Raw genomic sequence first — 18,680 nt, 5'->3', positions numbered from 1 at the left:
GTCAGTCGGCGGGGCGCTGGCTGCGCTCGATGGTCACGCCGAGGCCGCGCAGCCCCTCGACGAAGTCCGGGTAGCCGCGGTCGATGTGCCGCACGTCCTGCACCTCGGTCACGCCGTCGGAGAGCAACCCGGCGAGCACCAGGCCGGCGCCGGCCCGGATGTCGGTGGCCAGCACCGGCGCGCTGGACAGCCGCTCGCGGCCGCGGACGACGGCGTGGTGGCCGTCGATCCGGACGTCGGCGCCCAACCGCACCAGCTCGTTGACGAACATGAACCGGCCCTCGAACACGTTCTCGGTGATCAGCGCCGTCCCGGTCGACACCGCGGCCAGCGCGACGGCCATCGGCTGCAGGTCGGTCGGGAAGCCGGGGAACGGGAGGGTGACGACGTCGACGCCGCGCGGCCGCTCGTCCATCCGCACCCGGACGCCGTCGGCCTGCGGCTCCACCGTCGCGCCGGCGCTGACCAGCTTGTCCAGCGGCACGGTGAGGTGCTCGGCCACCGCCCGCTCGACCAGCACGTCGCCCCGGGTCATCACCGCGCCGATGCACCAGGTGCCGGCGACGATCCGGTCGGGCACGGTCGTGTACTCCACCGGGTGCAGCTCGTCGACGCCCTCGACGGTGATCGTCGAGGTGCCGGCGCCGTCGATGCGGGCGCCCATCGCGATGAGCATCCGGCAGATGTCGACGATCTCCGGCTCGCGGGCGGCGTTGTCGACGATGGTGGTGCCCTGGGCGAGGACCGCGGCCATCACCAGGTTCTCGGTGGCCCCGACGGAGGGGAAGTCCAACCAGATCGACGTCCCGACCAGCTTGGGCGCGGTGGCGATGAGGAAGCCGTGCTCGTTGACCACGGTGGCGCCCAGCCGCTCGAGCCCGGCGACGTGCATGTCCAGCCCGCGGGAGCCGATGGCGTCACCACCGGGCAGGGCGACCTTGGCGGTGCCGCACCGGGCGACCAGCGGGCCCAGCACGCTGATCGAGGCGCGCATGCGGCGCACCAGGTCGTAGTCGGTCTCGCTGGAGGGCTGGTCCGGGACGTCGATGTGCACCCGGCCGCCGCCGCCGCTGCCGGCGGGGTAGCGCTCGTAGGTGACGCCGCAGCCGAGGCGCCGGAGCACCTCGCTCATGATCTCCACGTCAAGGATGTCGGGCACCTCCTCGACGGTGGTGCGCCCGGTCGCCAGCAGCGCTGCCGCCATCAGCTTCAGCGCGCTGTTCTTGGCACCGGTCACCCGCACCCGGCCGCGCAGGGCCGCGCCGCCGGTCACCTCGAAGACGTCCACCCGGTCCAGGGTAGAGGCGGCCTCCCCGGCGCCCGGCCCGGGCGCGTCGGCCTAGGCTCGCGACCATGACCGTCCGGCTGACCCGCATCTACACCCGCACCGGTGACGCCGGCCAGACCCACCTGGGCGACATGTCCCGGGTCGCGAAGACCGACCCGCGGCTGGTCGCCTACGCCGACGTCGACGAGACCAACAGCGTGCTCGGCGTGGCCCTGGCCCTCGGCTCCCCCGCCCCCGAGGTGACCGAGCTGCTCAGCAGCATCCAGAACGACCTGTTCGACGTGGGCGCGGACCTCTCGACGCCGGTGGTCGAGGCCCCCGCGCACCCGCCGCTGCGGATCACCGAGGCGTACACCGCCCGGCTCGAGGCGGCCTGCGACACGTACAACGAGCAGCTGCCGGCGCTGACGTCGTTCGTGCTCCCCGGGGGCACGGCGCTGGCCGCGCTGCTGCACCAGGGCCGCACGGTCGCCCGGCGGGCCGAGCGCAGCGTCTGGGCGCTGCTGGACGCCGACGGCGAGCGCACCAACCCCGAGACCGCCCGCTACCTCAACCGGCTGTCGGACCTGCTGTTCATCCTGGCCCGCACGGCCAACCCGGACGGCGACGTGCTCTGGCAGCCCGGCGCCCACAGCGGGGCGCACACCCAGCGGGCGCAGAAGCGGTAGCGGGGTCCTTCGTCAGCGGTCGACCGGCGGGGCCGACTCGATCCAGGAGAGGAAGCCGGTCACCGTCGAGGGGTCCATCGCCAGCTCCTGCGGGCCGGCGGCGGTGCGGCAGACGAGCACGACGCTCTCCGCCGGCAGGCCGAGGTCTCCCCCGCCGGGCCGGCGCCGCCCCTGGACGGCGAACTGCGCGCGGCACAGCCGCTGGGTGGGCCGCACGGACAGCGACAGCGCCCGGTACCAGAGCAGGTCGTTGCCGGAGTACCAGGCCACCCCGACCGCCCAGCGGGGCGCGCCCTCCGGCCGCAGCCACATGGTGACCGCGCCCAGGCCGGAGAGCAGGAACCGGCGGCGGAGCAGGAAGGCGACGACCACGCCGACCAGCAGCAGCCCGACCACGACCAGGAGCGCGGTGGTCACCAGCGGCGTCCGGAGCGGTCAGTCGGTCCGGGTCAGCAGCTCAGGCGTCCTGGCCGGCGGCGCGCAGACGCCCCTGGGCGCGCTGGGCGGCAGCCCTGGCCTCCGGCTCGTCGCCGGCGGCCTCGGCGCGGCGCAGCGCCTCACGGGCCCGCTCGACGTCGATGTCGGTCGAGATCTCCGCCGTCTCGGCGAGGATCGACACGCCCTGGTCGCTCACGGAGAGGAAGCCGCCGTGCGCGGCGACGACGAGGTCGTCCCCGGACTCGGGGCGGATGCGGACGACGCCACCCTCGGCCAGCTCGCCGAGCAGCGGGGCGTGCCCGGGCAGGACACCCAGCTCACCCTCGGTGGTCCGGGCGATCACCATGCTGGCCTCGCCGGACCAGATCCGCCGCTCCACGGCCACGAGCTCGACCTGCATGGTCGCCACGAACGCTCCTCGGGGGTCCACCGCTGTGCGGTGCGGGCCGCCGGTCCGGCCGGACGCGGCGACGAGTCAGGCCCCATGGTACCGACGCCCTCTCCGGGCGTGTCGGCGCCTGCCCCCTGGGGGAAGCCCGCTGCTAGGCGCTGCGGCGGTAGACGACGGTCCAGCGGCCCACCCGCACGTACGGGTGCCACACGACCGACGACGGTGCCCAGTCCTGGGTGTCGAACTGGGCGCGGCCGGGGTGCGGCACCGGCGCGTACGGCGGCCAGCTCCAGTCCATCGCGTCCGCGGGGAGCGGCTGGGTGTCCGACCCGGCGTCGTCGGTCGGAGCGGTGCGCCGCAGCACGGCTGCGAGGCCCTTCGGCACGGTCGTCTCTCCTGCGGCAGGCACCCGCTGCTCGGGTGCACTGACCACATGATCGTCCCGTCCCACCCGTCACTTGAGCCCCACCCGTCCCGACCACCCGAACGGATGCCGGTCCACCGGGGTGTCGGCCACGCAGCGTCGCCGGCCGGGGACGCGGACGCAGGGGTCGACCCGCCCGGACGCGGAACGGCCGGGCCTCCACGAGGAGGCCCGGCCGTCGCCGTGCTGGGTGCGCCCCCGTCCGGGGGCGCCGCTCAGGACTTCTTGAGCTTCTCGTAGTTGCGCTCGAGGTCCTCGAGGCCACCGCACATGAAGAACGCCTGCTCGGGCACGTGGTCGTACTCGCCGTTGGCGAGCGCCCGGAACGCCTGCAGGGTCTCCGCCAGCGGGACGAACGAACCCGGCTGCCCGGTGAAGGCCTCGGCCACGAACATGTTCTGCGAGAGGAACCGCTCGATGCGACGCGCCCGGTTGACGGTGACCTTGTCCTCCTCACCGAGCTCGTCGATGCCGAGGATGGCGATGATGTCCTGCAGCTCCTGGTAGCGCTGCAGGATCCGCTGCACCTCACGGGCGACGTCGTAGTGCTCCTGCCCGACGTACTGCGGGTCGAGGATCCGGCTGGTGGAGTCCAGCGGGTCGACGGCCGGGTAGATGCCCTTCTCCGAGATCGGCCGCGAGAGCACGGTCGTCGCGTCGAGGTGGGCGAAGGTGGTGTGCGGCGCCGGGTCGGTGATGTCGTCGGCGGGCACGTAGATCGCCTGCAGCGAGGTGATCGAGTGGCCACGGGTCGAGGTGATGCGCTCCTGCAGCTCGCCCATCTCGTCGGCCAGGGTCGGCTGGTAGCCCACCGCGGACGGCATGCGGCCGAGCAGGGTCGACACTTCGGAACCGGCCTGGGTGAACCGGAAGATGTTGTCGATGAAGAGCAGCACGTCCTGGTTCTGCTCGTCCCGGAAGTACTCGGCCATGGTCAGCGCCGACAGCGCGACCCGCAGGCGGGTGCCCGGCGGCTCGTCCATCTGGCCGAAGACCAGCGCGGTCGAGTTGATGACGCCGGACTCGGTCATCTCGGTGATGAGGTCGTTGCCCTCGCGGGTGCGCTCACCCACGCCGGCGAAGACCGACACGCCACCGAACTCCTGGGCGACGCGGCGGATCATCTCCTGGATGAGCACGGTCTTGCCCACGCCCGCCCCACCGAACAGACCGATCTTCCCGCCGGCCACGTAGGGGGTCAGCAGGTCGATGACCTTGATGCCGGTCTCCAGCATCTCGGTGCGGCCCTCGAGCTGGTCGAACTTCGGCGCGTGCCGGTGGATCGACCAGTGCGGGGCGTCCTCGCCGTAGCCGGGGGTGTCCAGGCACTCGCCGAGGGCGTTGAAGACGTGGCCGGTGACGGCCTCGCCGACGGGCACCTCGATCGAGGCGCCGGTGTCGCGCACCGGGGCGCCGCGGACCAGGCCGTCGGTCGGCTGCATGGAGATGGTGCGGACCACGTTGTCGCCCAGGTGCTGGGCGACCTCGAGGGTCAGCGTCTTGCCCAGGTCGGCCAGGGTCACCTCGACCTTCAGGGCGTTGAACAGATCGGGCATCGCGTCGCGCGGGAACTCGACGTCGACGACCGGGCCGGTGACCCGGACGACGCGGCCCGCGCCGGTGGTCTCACTGGTGACCGGACGGTCCTCGGTGACGGTCATGTGTACTGCTCTCCTGCCCTCGGGCTCGGTGGTCTGCGCACTCTTGGTGTCCACGGTCGCGGCGGCGGGTGCCGCCGCCGCGACCGTGCGGTGGGTCAGTCGTCCGCGTTCGCGGACACGAGGGCGTCGGCGCCGCCGACGATCTCGCTGATCTCCTGGGTGATCTCGGCCTGGCGGGCCTGGTTGGCCTGCCGGGCCAGGTTCTTCGCCAGCTCCTCGGCGTTGTCCGACGCCGACTTCATCGCACGCCGGCGCGAGGCCGACTCCGATGCCGCCGCCTCCAGCATCGCCGCGTAGATGCGCGTCGTGACGTACTTCGGCAGCAACGCGTCGAGCAGCGCCTCCGGGGAGGGCTCGAACTCGTAGGAGGTCGGGACCTCGCCACGGCGCTCGGGCTCCTCGTCGCGGAACTCCTCGACCTCCTCGACCACCAGCGGGGCCATCCGCTTGGCGACCGGGACCTGGGAGAGCAGCGACCGGAACTCGGTGTAGACGATGTGCAGCTCGTCGACCCCGGCGATGCCGTCCGCGTTGCCCTCGGCGTCGTCGATGCCCGCGGTGAAGGCGTCGATCATCGTCGAGCCGACCGCCTGCGCGTCGGTGTACGCCGGCTGCTCCGAGAAGCCCGTCCAGCTGTCCACGAACTCGCGGTTGCGGAACCGGTAGTACGTCTCGCCCTTGCGGCCGACGACGTACAGGACGGGGTCCTTGCCCTCCTGCCGGAGCAGGCCGAGCAGCTCCTCGGTGCGACGCAGCACGTTCACGTTGTACGAACCGGCGAACCCGCGGTCGGAGGTGATGACCAGCACCGCGACCCGGCCCGGCCGCTCACGCTCGGTGAGCAGCGGGTGGTCCAGGCTCGCGGAGCCGGCCAGCGCCGACAGCACCCGGGTGATCTCCCGGGCGTACGGCTTCGAGGCCTCCACCCGGGCCTGGGCGCGCACGATGCGCGCGCCGGCGATCAGCTCCTGGGCCGAGAAGATCTTCTTCGTCGACTGGGTGGAGCGGATCCGGCGCCGCAGCGCGCGGAGGTTGCCGGCCACGTCACGCGCTCCGCTTGACCTGGACGGTCTCCTGGCCGCGGTCGCTGGCGTCCATGGCCTCGACGTCCTCGTCGCGGACGACGAGCGACTCGCCGTCCGAGGTCGTGAACTGGCCGTAGAACGCCTCGACCGCCCGCTCCAGGCTGGCGACGGTGTCGTCACCGAGGGCCTTGGTGGAGCGGATGGAGTCGAAGATCGTGTTGTCGCCGCGCCCGATGAACTCGAGGAACTCGGACTCGAAGCGGCGCACGTCGGCGACCGGCACCCGGTCCAGCCGGCCGGTAGTGCCCAACCACAGCGAGACGACCTCGCGCTCGACCGAGTAGGGCGAGTACTGGCCCTGCTTGAGCAGCTCGACCAGGCGCTGACCGCGGTCCAGGGTGGCCCGGCTGGAGGCGTCCAGGTCCGACGAGAAGGAGGCGAACGCCTCGAGCTCGCGGTACTGGGCCAGGTCCAGGCGGAGCCGGCCCGCGACCGACTTCATGGCCTTGATCTGCGCGGACCCACCGACGCGCGACACCGAGATGCCGACGTTGATGGCCGGGCGGACACCGGAGTTGAACAGACCCGTCTCCAGGAAGATCTGCCCGTCGGTGATCGAGATGACGTTGGTCGGGATGTACGCCGAGACGTCGTTGCCCTTGGTCTCGATGAGCGGCAGGCCGGTCATCGAGCCCGCGCCCAGCTCGTCGGAGAGCTTGGCGCAGCGCTCCAGCAGGCGGGAGTGGAGGTAGAAGACGTCGCCGGGGTAGGCCTCGCGGCCCGGCGGGCGACGCAGCAGCAGCGAGACCGCGCGGTAGGCCTCGGCCTGCTTCGACAGGTCGTCGAACACGATGAGGACGTGCTTGCCCTCGTACATCCAGTGCTGGCCGATGGCCGAGCCGGTGTAGGGGGCGATGTACTTGAAGCCGGCGGCCTCCGACGCGGGGGCCGCCACGATGGTCGTGTACTCCATGGCCCCGGCGTCCTCGAGCGCCGCGCGGGTGGCGGCGATCGTGGAGCCCTTCTGGCCGACGGCGACGTAGATGCAGCGGACCTGCTGCTTCGGGTCACCGGTCGCCCAGGCGGCCTTCTGGTTGATGATCGTGTCCAGCGCGATCGCGGACTTGCCGGTCTGCCGGTCGCCGATGATCAGCTGGCGCTGACCGCGGCCGATCGGGGTCATGGCGTCGATGGCCTTGATCCCGGTCTGCATCGGCTCGTGCACCGACTGCCGCTGCACCACGGTCGGCGCCTGCAGCTCCAGGGCGCGGCGGCTGGTGGTGGCGATCGGGCCGGCACCGTCGATGGCGTTGCCCAGCGGGTCGACGACCCGGCCGAGGTAGCCGTCGCCGACCGGGACGGAGAGGACCTCGCCGGTGCGGCGCACCGTCTGGCCCTCCTCGATGCCGGCGAAGTCACCGAGGATCACGACACCGATCTCGCGGACGTCGAGGTTCAGCGCCAGGCCGCGGACACCGCCCTCGAACTCCAGGAGCTCGTTGGTCATGACCGAGGGGAGCCCCTCGACCCGCGCGATGCCGTCGCCGGCCTCGGTGACGACACCGACCTCCTCACGGGAGACGTCGGGGGTGTACTCGGTGACGTAGTCCTGGATGGCGCTGCGGATCTCGTCTGCGGAGATCGTCAACTCGGCCATGCTGTGTTCCTCTTCCGCTGCTGGTCAGGGTCTGTGGGTCGGGAGGCGCGGGGTCGGCGTCAGCCGGCCAGCCGGCGCCCGGTGGCCTCGAGCCGGTGGCTGATGCTGCCGTCGATGACCTCGTCACCGACGCGGACGACCAGGCCGCCGAGCACCTCGGGGTCGATCTGGACCTGGAGGTCCATCGTCCGCCCGTAGAGGCGCTCGAGCACGCCCGCCAGGCGGGCCTCCTGCGCGGCGGTCAGCGGACCCGCGCTGGTCACCCGGGCCACGTACCGGCCGCGACGACCGGCGGCGGCCGTGGACAGCCGCTCGATCTCGGTGGCCACGTTTCTGACGTTCGAGGTCGTCAGCCGGTTCCGCAGCAGCCGCTCGGTGACCGGCGAGACCTTGCCGGTCAGCAGCCGGTCGAGCAGCGCCGCCTTGCCCTCGCGGGGGGCGGTGGAGTCACCGAGCACGCGGGCGAGGTCGGCGTCGCCGTCGACGATCCGCCCGAAGCGGAACAGCTCGTCCTCGACGGTGTCGAGGTCGCGACGGGCGTCGGCGGCGTCCAGCGCCGCCTCCACGCCGAGGGTCTCCAGCGCCTCGACCAGGTCGAGCGGCCGCGACCAGCGCTGCCGGGCGACCGTGGCGACGACGTCGAGCGCCGGCGTGCTGACCTTGCCCCGGAGCAGCCGGCTGGCCAGCCCGGCCCGGTCGTCCGGGCGGGCCGACGGGTCCGACAGCGCCCGGCGCAGGCCGACCTGGCCGTCCAGCAGCCGGGCGACGGCGAACAGCTCGTCCGAGAGGGTGAGCTGCGCCTCCCCGCGGGTGCTGCCCGGAGCGGTGCCCACGACCTGGCTGAGCCGGGCGCGGGCCTCCTCCAGGGCGAGTCGACTGGCGGCGTTCATCGGCGGGCGTCCCCGGCGGTGGCGGTGCCGGCGGTGGTCGCCGACATGCCGTCGAGCTGGTCCAGGAACCGGTCGACGGTGCCGCTGCGGCGGACGTCGTCGGCCAGCGACTCGCCGACCACGCGGCCGGCCAGGTCGACGGCCAGCTGGCCGATCTGACCGCGCAGCTCGTTGACCACCTGCTGGCGGGAGGCCGCCAGCTGCTCCTCGCCGCGGGCGACGATGCGAGCGGACTCCTCCTGGGCCTGGGTGCGCAGCTCCTCGAGGATCTGCTGGCCCTCGGCCCGGGCGGACTCCCGGATCTGCGCGGCCTCGGTGCGCGCCTCGGCCAGCTGGGCGCGGTACTGCTCCAGCGCGGCCTTGGCCTCGGCCTGCATCGCCTCGGCGCGCTCGATGCCGCCCTCGATCGCCTCGCGGCGGGCCACGAACGTCTTCTCCAGCTGCGGGAAGACGAACTTGACCAGGACGATCAGCAGGATCCCGAAGGTGATCAGACCGACGATGATCTCGCTGACCGGCGGGATGAGCGGGTTGTGCGACTCGGCAGCCAGGATGTTCATGCTCTGCACGTCCCTAGGTCAGGCGTGGACGGGGGAACCCACGTCACCCGTAGATGAAGGGAGCGACCAGGCCGATCAGGGCCAGCGCCTCGGAGAGGGCGGCACCCAGGAAGGCGTAGGTGCGGGTGAGGCCGGCGGACTCGGGCTGGCGCGCGGTGGCCTGGATGTAGGCGGCCCACACGACGCCGACACCGATGCCGGGGCCGATGGCGGCGAGGCCGTAACCGACCGAACCGATGTTGCCGTCGAGAGCGGCGAGAAGCTCCATTGCGGGGTGTTCCTCCTGTGTCGGTCGCCCGGAGGCCCGGGCGGCTGGCGGGGTCGTGCGGGGGTGGTGCGGTCTGGGTGGTGCGGTGCTGCTGAGCGGCAGGTCAGTGGGCCGGCTCGACGGCGCCGTTGAGGTAGGTCGCCATCAGCACGGTGAAGACGTAGGCCTGCAGCACGATCACCAGCAGCTCGAAGAACGTCATGGCCAGCGCCATGAGGAACGAGAACGGCGCGAAGACGATCGAGAAGTTGCCCACGAAGAGCAGGTACGAGGTGCCCAGCGCGAACACGGCCAGCAGCATGTGCCCGGCGAACATGTTCGCGAAGAGCCGGACGGCCAGGGTGAACGGCCGGATGATGAAGACCTGGAGCAGCTCGATCGGCGTCACCAGGATCAGCGCGGCGGCGGGCACGCCCGGCGGGATCGCGGCGTCCTTGAAGTACCGGCCCGCACCCTGCTCGCGGATGCCGACCCAGTTGTAGATCACCCAGCAGATGACCGCGAGGACCAGCGGCAGGGCGAACTTGGAGTTCGGCGAGATCTGCGCGAACGGGATGATGCTCATCGCGTTGTTCGCCAGGATGAAGAAGAACAGCGCACCCAGGAACGGCGCGAACGGCAGGCCCTTGGGGCCGATGACGTCGCGGGCGATGCCGTCGCGCACCACCGAGTAGCCGCTCTCGGCCAGCCACTGCATCTTGGTGGGCACGATCTTCGGGTTGCGGGTGGCCGCGACCAGCAGGGCGATGATCGCCGCGGTCGCGATCCAGCTGATGATCGTGATCCGGGTGATGTCGAAGTCGAGCCCGGCGATCGAGAACGAAGCGATCGGCTTCGGGTAGAACTCCTCGATGGTGGGGGCTTCGAAACCCTCGCCGTTGGCAGCGAGCACATCGAGCGCGAGCGCGCTGGAGGTCACCGTCGTCCCTTCTGCGTGCTGGGCCGGCTCCGTCGTCCGCCCGCGGTGTTGCCTGCGCCCTTACCGACCGGCGGGACGGGCGGGGCGTACTTCACGACCACCAGGTAGATGGCTGTGCCGAGACCGAGGAGGAGACCCACCACGACGAGGAAGCGGGTCCCCAGCCAGTGGTCGAGCGCCAGCCCGGCGCCACCCCAGACGACGATCCCCGAGAGCATCGTCCCGGTGATCCCCCACCCCACGTCGGCCCCGCTGGGCTGCTGCTCGGTGGTGTCCTGAGGTCGCGGTCGGTCGCCCCCACGTGCGGGCGTGTCCTCGGCCATCGGTCCGGACACTATCAGCCGCCTGTCGTGCGGCTTTCCGGGTCTTCCGAGGGGCGGGTGGCGAGATCGGCGGCCGGCGCGCCGCCCGCGGCGCGCGGCGCCGGCGGCGTGACGTACAGCAGCTGCCTGGTCCACACCCAGCGGGCCTGCACGACGCCCCACACCAGGGCGCCGGCGATGACGGTCCAGGCGAGCACCCGGAGGTCCAGCCAGCCGTCCTCCGGCAGGGCCTGCAGGACCGCGGCGAGCACCAGCACCTTGAGCGCGAAGCTGCCGAGCGCGGCGACCATCGCGTAGCTGTCGTGGATCCGCCCGGCCCAGGCGATGACCAGGCCGGAGACGCAGAAGAACGCGGTGACGACCACCGCGCCGACGACCACCGCCACGGCGTCCGCCCAGCTCAGGGTCAGGCCGACCACCAGGGCGGCGACCGCGGTGAGCACCCCGGTGACCAGCGCACCGACGCGGAGGAAGGTCAGGTCCCAGGGGAGGTCGCTGCGGGGGGAGCTGCTGTCACCGAACACGGCGCTCACCGTTGCACCCCTGCCGTCCGGGTCGGCGAGCCGGTCCCCAGCGGCGCCGTCGTCCCGGCCGGGGCGCTGCCGCCGGCGAGGGGTCCGCCACCGGGCCGCGGGTCCGGCCGGGGCCGCCGGTTGACCGGGTGCGCGGCGCGGCTGCGCTGCTCCTGCGCGGCCGCCTCCGCCTTCCGCGCCTCGATCGCCGCGCGGCGGGCGCGCGGGCTGAGCACCACGACGACGCCGACGACCACGAGCGCCCCGATCACGACCAGCACCTCCACGGTGCCCCCGGTGATCGACAGCGCGACCGCGCCGAAGCTGAGCAGCGCGGCCCAGAAGTACATGATCAGCACCGCCCGGCGGTGCGAGTGGCCGATCGAGAGCAGCCGGTGGTGCAGGTGCATCTTGTCCGGCGCGAACGGCGACTGGCCGCGCAGGCTGCGCCGGATGACCGCCATCACCAGGTCGACGAACGGGATGAACAGCACGGCGACCGGCACCAGCAGCGGCAGGGTCAGCGGCACCAGGTTGGCCGCCGACGCGAGCGTCTGGGAGTCGGTCTGCCCGGTCGCCGACACCGCGGCGGCCGACAGCATGAGGCCGACCAGCATCGAGCCGGAGTCGCCCATGAAGATCCGGGCCGGGCTGAAGTTGTGCGGCAGGAAGCCCAGGCACGCGCCGGCGAGCACCGCGGTGATCAGCGCCGGGGCGCTCGCGACGTCGTCGTAGCCGACCAGGCCCAGGTGGTAGCTGTAGGCGAAGAAGGCCAGCGCGGCGATCGCCGAGACGCCGGCTGCCAGCCCGTCGAGGCCGTCGATGAAGTTGAGCGCGTTGACCGTGACCACGGTCAGCAGCACGGTGGCCGGCACCCCGACGTCCGGGCCCAGCGACAGCGTGCCGATGTCGGCGAACGGCAGGAAGAGGAAGGCCAGCTGGACGCCGAGCAGCACCATGACCCCGGCCGCGGCGATCTGGCCGGTGAGCTTGGTGAGCGCGTCCAGGCCGAACCGGTCGTCGAGCACGCCGAGCAGGCAGATCAGCCCACCGGCGGCCAGCACGGCGACCGTCTGGGTGTTGAACTCGAAGGTGCGGTGCAGCGCGGGCAGCCGCGAGGCGACGAGGATGCCGGCGGCCACCCCCAGGTACATCGCCACCCCCCCGCCGCGCGGCGTGGGGATCACGTGCACGTCGCGGTCGCGGACCGCCGCCATCACCCGGAACCGGACCGCCGCCACCCGCACCACCGGGGTGGCCAGGAAGCACACCAGCGCGGAGGTCAGCAGGACGACGGCGTACTCGCGCATGCGGTCAGCGCACCGGCGAGGTCGCGGCGGGGCGGGTCATCGCAGTGCACTCCAGGACGGGCGACGAGGACCGCTCGCCCGTCCTGGGCTCACGGCTGACATCCCACGGTATCCCGCGGAGCCCGGCCCCACGGTCAGGCTGGTGCCCGTGCCCGATCCGGCCGGACGCGCTAGTCGGTGATCTCCGGCACGACCTCGCGCAACCGGTCGAGGCCGATCGCGCCGATCCGCAGCACCCGCGGGGTGGGCACCGTGCAGTCGACGATGGTGCTCGGCACGTTGCCGGTGCGCCGGCCGGCGTCGAGCACCACCGCGGCCCGGTCCCCCAGCTGGGCGACCGCCTCGGCGGCGTCCGCGGCGGCCGGCCGGCCCGACCGGTTGGCGCTGGAGACCGCCAGCGGCCCGGTGCGGCGCAGCAGGTCCCGGGCGACGTCGTCGTCGGGCAGCCGGACGGCGACCGTGCCCTCGGCGTCCCCGAGGTCCCAGGCCAGCGACGGCGCGTGCTCCACGACGAGGGTGAGGCCGCCGGGCCAGAACGCCTCGGCGAGCCGGTGGGCCACCGGGGGCACGCTGACGACCAGGCCGGCCAGGGTGGACGCCTCCCCGATGAGCACCGGCACCGGCATGCTGCGGCCGCGGTTCTTGGCGGCGAGCAGCCGGCTGACCGCCGCGGGGGTGAAGGCGTCGGCGGCGACGCCGTACACGGTGTCGGTGGGGATCAGCGCGAGCTCCCCGCGCCCGAGCGCGGAGGTCGCCGCCTCGATGCCCTGGGCGCGCTGGTCGGGGTCGCTGCAGTCGAAGACGTCGGCCACGTCCCCGGAGTCAACACCTACGCTGCGTCGGTGCGCAGGTGGGGGGTCGTCGCAGCCGGTCTCCTCGTCCTCCTCGCCGGGTGCACCGGGTCGCGAGAGGGCACCCCGAGCGCGGAGGCGCTGCCCGGCCTGCCGGCCGGCGCCCGGGTCGACTACCAGCTGGCGGGCGGCTACCCGCCCGCCGACGACGTGGCCGGGGTGGTCCGCGACCGCACCGACTCCCCCGCGCCCGGCCGCTGGTCGGGCTGCTACGTCAACGCCTTCCAGACCCAGCCCGGGGAGACCGCCTGGCCGGAGGACCTGCTGCTGCACCGCGACGGCAGCCGGGTGGCGGACCCGGACTGGCCCGGGGAGTTCCTCGTCGACCTCTCCACGCCGGTCCAGCGGGACCGGGCGCTCGCCGTCGTCGGCCCGTGGTTCGACGGCTGCGCGGGCGCCGGGTTCGCCGCCGTCGAGCCGGACAACCTGGACAGCTGGACCCGCTCCGGCGGCCTGCTGGACGCCGGCGACGCGGCCGCGTTCGCCCGACTGCTGGTCGACCGGGCGCACGCCCGCGGGCTGCTGATCGGCCAGAAGAACGCCCCCGAGCTGGCCGGCGCGCAGCTCGGCTTCGACTACGCGGTGACCGAGGACTGCGGCCGCTACGACGAGTGCGGCGTGTACACCGACGTGTACGGCAGCGCGGTGCTCGACGTCGAGTACTCCGACGCCGGCTTCGCGCGGGCCTGCCGGGCCGGCGGCTTCAGCGTGCAGCGCCGCGACCTGGCGGTGTCGACACCGGGCACCCCCGGCTACGTCGCGGAGTGGTGCCCGGACAGCTGAGCGGTCGTGTACCGCGGCCGGCCGGCGAGGTCCGGGTGGTCGGCGACGTCGGTCCAGCCGCCGGCCGACCGGACCAGCGCCGGCAGCGACCCGCCCTGCTGGTCGGCGTGCTCGATGCCGAGCCACCCGCCGAGCACCAGCAACCGGGCAGCGGTGCGCAGCAGCCCGCGGACGACGTCCAGGCCGTCCGGCCCGCCCCACAGCGCCAGCGGCGGGTCGTGGTCGGCCACCTCACGGGGCAGCCGGGCGCCCTCGGGCACGTACGGCGGGTTGGAGACGACGACGTCGACGGTGCCGTCGAGGGCGCGCAGCAGCTGCGGGTCGGTCATGTCACCGGCGAGGACCTCGACCGGGGTGTCACCGGCGGCCGCCCGGGCGGCGGCGTTGGTGCGCGTCCACTCGATGGCCACCGGGTCGCGCTCGACGGCGACGACCCGGGCACCGGGGTGCTCGTGCGCGACCGCCAGCGCGATCGCCCCCGAGCCGGTGCCCAGGTCGATCACCCGCGGGGCGTCGAGCCCGGCGATCCGGTCGAGCACCCAGCCGGCGATGAGCTCGGTCTCCGGGCGCGGCACGAACACGCCCGGGCCCACGGCCAGCTCGATGTGACGGAACGGGGCGCGGCCGGTGAGGTGCTGCAGCGGCACCCGGTCCGCGCGCTGGTCCACCCAGGCGGTGAACCGGGCGGCGGCGTCGTCCGGCACCTCGCCGAGGGTGAGCAGCCGGGCCCGGGGCAGGTCGAGGACGGCGGCCAGCAGCAGCTCGGCGTCCACCCGCGGTGACTCGATGCCGGCGTCGGCGAGCCGGCGGGCCGCCTCGGTGACCAGCGTGCGCGCGTTCAGGACGCCGACTCCTCCGTCGCCGCCAGCAGCTCGGCGGTGTGCGCCGCGGTCAGCGCGTCGATCACCGGGTCGAGCTCGCCGTCGAGCACCTGGTCGAGGTTGTGCGCCTTGAAGCCCACCCGGTGGTCGGAGATCCGGCTCTCCGGGAAGTTGTAGGTGCGGACCCGCTCGCTGCGGTCGACGGTGCGGACCTGGCTGCGCCGGGCGTCGCTCGCCGCGGCGTCGGCCTCCTCACGGGCGGCGGCCAGCAACCGGGAGCGGAGCACCCGCAGCGCGGACTCCTTGTTCTGCAGCTGGCTCTTCTCGTTCTGCGAGCTGACCACGATGCCGGTGGGCACGTGGGTGATCCGGACGGCGGAGTCGGTGGTGTTGACGCTCTGCCCGCCCGGCCCGGAGGACCGGAAGACGTCGATGCGCAGGTCGTTCGGGTCGACGGTGACGTCGACCTCCTCGGCCTCGGGCAGCACCAGGACGCCGACGGCGGAGGTGTGGATCCGGCCCTGCTGCTCGGTGGCGGGCACCCGCTGCACGCGGTGCACGCCGCCCTCGAACTTCAGCCGGGACCAGATGCCCTCGTCGCCGCGGGACTTCACCGCGACCGCGACGTCCTTGTAGCCGCCCATCTCGCCGGGCGCCGCGTCGAGCACCTCGGTGGCCCAGCCGCGCCGCTCGGCGTAGCGCAGGTACATCCGCAGCAGGTCGCCGGCGAACAGCGCCGACTCCGCACCCCCCTCCCCCGCCTTGATCTCGAGGATGACGTCCTTGTCGTCGTCGGGGTCCTTGGGCAGCAGCAGCTCGGTCTGCCGCGCGGTGAGCTCGGCGATCCGCTGCTCCAGCGCGGTCGCCTCGGCCCGGAAGGACGTGTCCTCGGCGGCCAGCTCGCGGGCGGCGGCGAGGTCGTCGCGGGCGGCGTCCAGCGCGCGGGCGGTCTCGACCACCGGCGCCAGCTGGGCGTAGCGGCGGCCGAGCCGGCGGGCCCGGGCGGCGTCGGCGTGCACCGCGGGGTCGGCGAGCTCCAGCTCGAGCCGCGCGTGCTCCTCGAGCAGCCCGGCCAGCCGGTCGCTGCCGCCGTCAGTGCTGCTCACGGGTGGTGCCTCTCAGGTGCGGTGGAACTCGGGTCCGGACATGACGACGGCGCCCGCCCCACCCCTGCGCGGGGGCGGTGCGGGCGCCGTCGGCGGTGCTACTTGGCGGCGCCGGCGTTGCGCTTGCCGAACCGCTTCTCGAAGCGGGCGACGCGGCCGCCGGTGTCGAGGATGCGCTGCTTGCCCGTGTAGAACGGGTGGCAGGCCGAGCAGGTCTCGACGGTCAGCTGACCGCCGGGGATCGTGCTCTTGGTCGTGAAGGTGTTGCCGCAACCGCAGGTGACGGTGGTGGCGTGGTAGTCCGGGTGGATGTCGGCCTTCATGCCGTGCACCCTCTCTCTGCTCGTCGAGGCCGGGGCCTCGGGATCTGGTGGTCCGTGTGCTGCCCGGGAGCGGGCGGAGCTCCCGGCAGCGGAGGCTCGGCCGACCAGTCTCCCAGACGGGGAACCGGCCGGCCGGGCCGGGGTTCGCTGCTACTCGGTACCCGGGGTGTTCTTCTGCACCTGCATCAGGAACTCGATGTTGTTGCGGGTCTTGCGCATCCGGTCGAGCAGCAGCTCCAGCGCCTGCTGGGGCTCCAGCGCCGACAGCACCCGGCGGAGCTTGATGACGATCGCCAGCTCGTCGGGCGAGAGGAGGATCTCCTCCTTGCGGGTGCCCGAGGCGTTGACGTCGACGGCCGGGAAGACGCGCTTGTCGGCCAGCCGGCGGTCGAGCTTGATCTCGGCGTTCCCGGTGCCCTTGAACTCCTCGAAGATGACCGTGTCCATCGTGGACCCGGTCTCCACCAGCGCCGAGGCGATGATGGTCAGCGAGCCGCCGTTCTCGATGTTGCGGGCGGCGCCCAGGAAGCGCTTGGGCGGGTAGAGCGCCGTGGAGTCGACGCCACCGGACAGGATGCGCCCGCTGGCGGGGGCCGCCAGGTTGTAGGCGCGGCCGAGCCGGGTGATCGAGTCCAGCAGGACCACGACGTCGTGGCCCATCTCGACCAGGCGCTTGGCCCGCTCGATGGACAGCTCCGCGACCGTGGTGTGGTCCGACGGCGGCCGGTCGAAGGTCGAGGCGATGACCTCGCCCTTCACCGAGCGCTGCATGTCGGTGACCTCTTCGGGCCGCTCGTCGACCAGCACCACCATGAGGTGGACCTCGGGGTTGTTGGTCGTGATCGCGTTCGCGATCGACTGCAGCACCATCGTCTTGCCGGCCTTGGGCGGCGACACGATGAGCGCGCGCTGGCCCTTGCCGATCGGCATGACCAGGTCGATGACCCGGGTGGTGAGCAGGTGCGACTCGGTCTCCAGCCGCAGGCGGTCCTGCGGGTAGAGCGGGGTCAGCTTGGTGAACTCGGGCCGGTTGCGGGCCTGCTCGGGGTCGAGGCCGTTGACCGAGTCGAGCCGGACCAGCGCGTTGTACTTGTCCTTGCGCTCGCCCTCGCGGGGCTGCCGGACGGCGCCGGTGATCGCGTCACCGCGGCGCAGGCCGTAGCGGCGCACCTGCGACAGCGACACGTAGACGTCGTTCGGGCCGGTCAGGTAGCCGGAGGTGCGGACGAACGCGTAGTTGTCCAGCACGTCCAGGATGCCCGCCACCGGCAGCAGGACGTCGTCCTCGGCCACGGTCGGCTCGCCCTGGTCGAACCGCTCCCGGCCACCGGTGCGGCCGTTGCGGTTGCGGTCCCGGTACCGGCGACCGCGGCGGCGGCCACCGCCCTCGAAGTCGTCGTCGTCCTCGTCGGGGCGCGCGTCCCGGTCGTTGCCGCGGTCGTTGACCCGGTCGTTGCCGCGGTCGTTCGACCGCTCGTTGCGGCCGTCACGCTGCTCGGCCCGCTCGTTGCGGTTCCGGCCGTTGCGGCCCTCGCCGTCACGGTTGCCGTCACGGTTGCCCTCGCGCTCGCCGCGGGCGCCGTCGCGGTTGCCCTCGCGGTCGCCGCGGTCGTTGCGGTTGCCCTCGCGGTTGCCGTCGCGCTCGCCGCGGGCCCCGTCGCGGTCGTTGCGGTTGCGGCCGGTGCGGCCCTCGCCGTCCCGCTCGTCGCGGTTGCCCTCGCGCTCGCTGCGGTCGGTGCGGGCACCGTCCCGGTCGCCGCGGTCGCGGTTGCGGCCGCGCTGCGGGCGCTCGCCCTCGGCCCGGGTGTCGGCCGGGGCGTCGTCGGTGCCGGCGGTGCTCTCGGCAGCCGGCGTCTCGGCGGCCGGTGCCGCGGGGGCCTCGGCGGCCGCGGTGCTCTCGGCAGCCGGCGCGTCGGCGGTGGGGGTGCCGGCCGGGCGGCTCGCGCCGCGGCGGCGGCGGCCCGCGGGCGCCTCGTTCGCCGGGGCCCGGGTCGCGGCGTCCTCGGCGGGCGTGCCGGCGGTGCTCGCGGGCTCGGTGACCGGGCCGCCGTTGGCGCCGCCGCTGACGGGGGCCTCGAGCGGGGCGGCGGAGGTGGTGACCCCACCGGTGACCGCGGCGTCGCCGCCCAGCGGGGCGGGGGCGTCACCCGTGGGGGCGGCGGTGTCGCCGCCCACCTGCCGGGCGGAGATGGCGGCGACCAGGTCGCTCTTGCGCATCTTGCCGGTCCCGGCGATCCCCAGTTCACCGGCCAGGCGCTGCAGCTCGGGCAGCAGCATCCCGGACAGTCCACTGCCGCGACGTCGGGAACGGGGAGCCGTCCCGGTGCCGGCAGCTGCCTCGTCCGACGGGGAGCCGTCGAGGAGGTCGGTGGTCTCGCTCACGTACAGGTCCTTCCCTGCGGTGGCCTGCGCCTACCAGCGCAGGAGGTGACCCGGTCCCCGACGCGACGCGTCACCGAGGG

21 protein-coding genes are annotated in these 18,680 nt (G+C 73.5%); 2 read left to right on the top strand and 19 right to left on the bottom strand.

The genetic code is table 11. The features are described from left to right. Position 1: 1 nt before the first annotated feature. Positions 2 to 1,288 (bottom strand): UDP-N-acetylglucosamine 1-carboxyvinyltransferase, encoded by a 1,287-nt coding sequence (murA, locus tag AB0J00_RS04995; RefSeq protein ID WP_357741025.1) that lies wholly within the window; start codon positions 1,286 to 1,288, stop codon positions 2 to 4. A 65-nt stretch (positions 1,289 to 1,353) separates the two neighbouring features. On the opposite strand from murA, the gene AB0J00_RS04990 reads away from it, so the two are divergent. Beyond that, entirely contained in the window at positions 1,354 to 1,956 is a 603-nt protein-coding gene (locus AB0J00_RS04990; protein ID WP_357741022.1) for a cob(I)yrinic acid a,c-diamide adenosyltransferase, read from the top strand. Positions 1,957 to 1,968: 12 nt separating this feature from the next. Here the strand turns inward: AB0J00_RS04990 and AB0J00_RS04985 are convergent, their stop codons facing one another. The 14 genes from AB0J00_RS04985 to AB0J00_RS04920 form a co-directional block, all read right to left on the bottom strand. Next, positions 1,969 to 2,373, bottom strand: a complete 405-nt coding sequence (locus AB0J00_RS04985) for a DUF2550 domain-containing protein (RefSeq protein WP_357741019.1) — start codon at positions 2,371 to 2,373, stop codon at positions 1,969 to 1,971. Between the two features lie 40 nt (positions 2,374 to 2,413). Beyond that, on the bottom strand, positions 2,414 to 2,794 hold the full coding sequence (locus AB0J00_RS04980) for a F0F1 ATP synthase subunit epsilon (protein WP_357741369.1): 381 nt from the start codon (positions 2,792 to 2,794) through the stop codon (positions 2,414 to 2,416). A gap of 142 nt (positions 2,795 to 2,936) precedes the next feature. Further along, complete coding sequence (locus AB0J00_RS04975; RefSeq protein ID WP_357741016.1) at positions 2,937 to 3,170, bottom strand: hypothetical protein; 234 nt, start codon at positions 3,168 to 3,170, stop codon at positions 2,937 to 2,939. A 254-nt stretch (positions 3,171 to 3,424) separates the two neighbouring features. Then, entirely contained in the window at positions 3,425 to 4,870 is a 1,446-nt protein-coding gene (atpD, locus tag AB0J00_RS04970; protein ID WP_357741014.1) for a F0F1 ATP synthase subunit beta, read from the bottom strand. Positions 4,871 to 4,965: 95 nt separating this feature from the next. Beyond that, on the bottom strand, positions 4,966 to 5,913 hold the full coding sequence (locus AB0J00_RS04965; RefSeq protein ID WP_357741011.1) for a F0F1 ATP synthase subunit gamma: 948 nt from the start codon (positions 5,911 to 5,913) through the stop codon (positions 4,966 to 4,968). A 1-nt stretch (position 5,914) separates the two neighbouring features. Further along, positions 5,915 to 7,552: a F0F1 ATP synthase subunit alpha gene (atpA, locus tag AB0J00_RS04960; protein ID WP_357741008.1), complete on the bottom strand. Its 1,638-nt coding sequence runs from the start codon at positions 7,550 to 7,552 to the stop codon at positions 5,915 to 5,917. Positions 7,553 to 7,611: 59 nt separating this feature from the next. Next, positions 7,612 to 8,442, bottom strand: a complete 831-nt coding sequence (locus tag AB0J00_RS04955) for a F0F1 ATP synthase subunit delta (protein WP_357741005.1) — start codon at positions 8,440 to 8,442, stop codon at positions 7,612 to 7,614. Continuing rightward, entirely contained in the window at positions 8,439 to 9,002 is a 564-nt protein-coding gene (locus AB0J00_RS04950) for a F0F1 ATP synthase subunit B (protein ID WP_357741002.1), read from the bottom strand. The genes AB0J00_RS04955 and AB0J00_RS04950 overlap by 4 nt, the downstream gene beginning before the upstream one ends. Positions 9,003 to 9,045: 43 nt before the next feature. After that, complete coding sequence (gene atpE, locus AB0J00_RS04945; RefSeq protein ID WP_357740999.1) at positions 9,046 to 9,270, bottom strand: ATP synthase F0 subunit C; 225 nt, start codon at positions 9,268 to 9,270, stop codon at positions 9,046 to 9,048. Positions 9,271 to 9,373: 103 nt separating this feature from the next. After that, positions 9,374 to 10,189 carry a F0F1 ATP synthase subunit A gene (gene atpB, locus AB0J00_RS04940; protein ID WP_357740996.1) on the bottom strand — a complete coding sequence of 272 codons (816 nt, stop codon included), beginning with the start codon at positions 10,187 to 10,189 and terminating at the stop codon, positions 9,374 to 9,376. After that, entirely contained in the window at positions 10,186 to 10,512 is a 327-nt protein-coding gene (locus AB0J00_RS04935) for a hypothetical protein (RefSeq protein WP_357740993.1), read from the bottom strand. Before AB0J00_RS04935 ends, atpB begins: the two co-directional genes overlap by 4 nt. A gap of 14 nt (positions 10,513 to 10,526) precedes the next feature. Continuing rightward, positions 10,527 to 11,045 carry a hypothetical protein gene (locus AB0J00_RS04930; protein ID WP_357740990.1) on the bottom strand — a complete coding sequence of 173 codons (519 nt, stop codon included), beginning with the start codon at positions 11,043 to 11,045 and terminating at the stop codon, positions 10,527 to 10,529. Continuing rightward, positions 11,042 to 12,334, bottom strand: coding sequence for an MraY family glycosyltransferase (locus AB0J00_RS04925; protein WP_357740988.1), 1,293 nt, complete (start codon positions 12,332 to 12,334; stop codon positions 11,042 to 11,044). Before AB0J00_RS04925 ends, AB0J00_RS04930 begins: the two co-directional genes overlap by 4 nt. A 170-nt stretch (positions 12,335 to 12,504) precedes the next feature. Next, positions 12,505 to 13,146: an L-threonylcarbamoyladenylate synthase gene (locus AB0J00_RS04920; RefSeq protein WP_357740985.1), complete on the bottom strand. Its 642-nt coding sequence runs from the start codon at positions 13,144 to 13,146 to the stop codon at positions 12,505 to 12,507. Positions 13,147 to 13,176: 30 nt separating this feature from the next. On the opposite strand from AB0J00_RS04920, the gene AB0J00_RS04915 reads away from it, so the two are divergent. Then, positions 13,177 to 13,968, top strand: a complete 792-nt coding sequence (locus AB0J00_RS04915; protein ID WP_357740982.1) for an endo alpha-1,4 polygalactosaminidase — start codon at positions 13,177 to 13,179, stop codon at positions 13,966 to 13,968. Here AB0J00_RS04915 and prmC read toward each other — a convergent pair. The 4 genes from prmC to rho form a co-directional block, all read right to left on the bottom strand. Continuing rightward, positions 13,938 to 14,795 carry a peptide chain release factor N(5)-glutamine methyltransferase gene (prmC, locus tag AB0J00_RS04910; protein WP_357741366.1) on the bottom strand — a complete coding sequence of 286 codons (858 nt, stop codon included), beginning with the start codon at positions 14,793 to 14,795 and terminating at the stop codon, positions 13,938 to 13,940. The two genes, AB0J00_RS04915 and prmC, sit on opposite strands and share 31 nt — an antisense overlap. Positions 14,796 to 14,806: 11 nt before the next feature. Continuing rightward, entirely contained in the window at positions 14,807 to 15,895 is a 1,089-nt protein-coding gene (gene prfA, locus AB0J00_RS04905) for a peptide chain release factor 1 (RefSeq protein ID WP_357740979.1), read from the bottom strand. Positions 15,896 to 15,993: 98 nt separating this feature from the next. Next, positions 15,994 to 16,218, bottom strand: a complete 225-nt coding sequence (rpmE, locus tag AB0J00_RS04900; RefSeq protein ID WP_357740976.1) for a 50S ribosomal protein L31 — start codon at positions 16,216 to 16,218, stop codon at positions 15,994 to 15,996. A gap of 150 nt (positions 16,219 to 16,368) precedes the next feature. Further along, positions 16,369 to 18,600 (bottom strand): transcription termination factor Rho, encoded by a 2,232-nt coding sequence (gene rho / locus AB0J00_RS04895; RefSeq protein WP_357740973.1) that lies wholly within the window; start codon positions 18,598 to 18,600, stop codon positions 16,369 to 16,371. Positions 18,601 to 18,680 lie beyond the last annotated feature (80 nt).

The sequence above is a fragment of the Modestobacter sp. NPDC049651 genome (assembly GCF_040659695.1).
In the GTDB taxonomy this organism is placed as follows: domain Bacteria; phylum Actinomycetota; class Actinomycetes; order Mycobacteriales; family Geodermatophilaceae; genus Modestobacter.
This window is presented reverse-complemented; position numbering and strand designations above follow the sequence as displayed.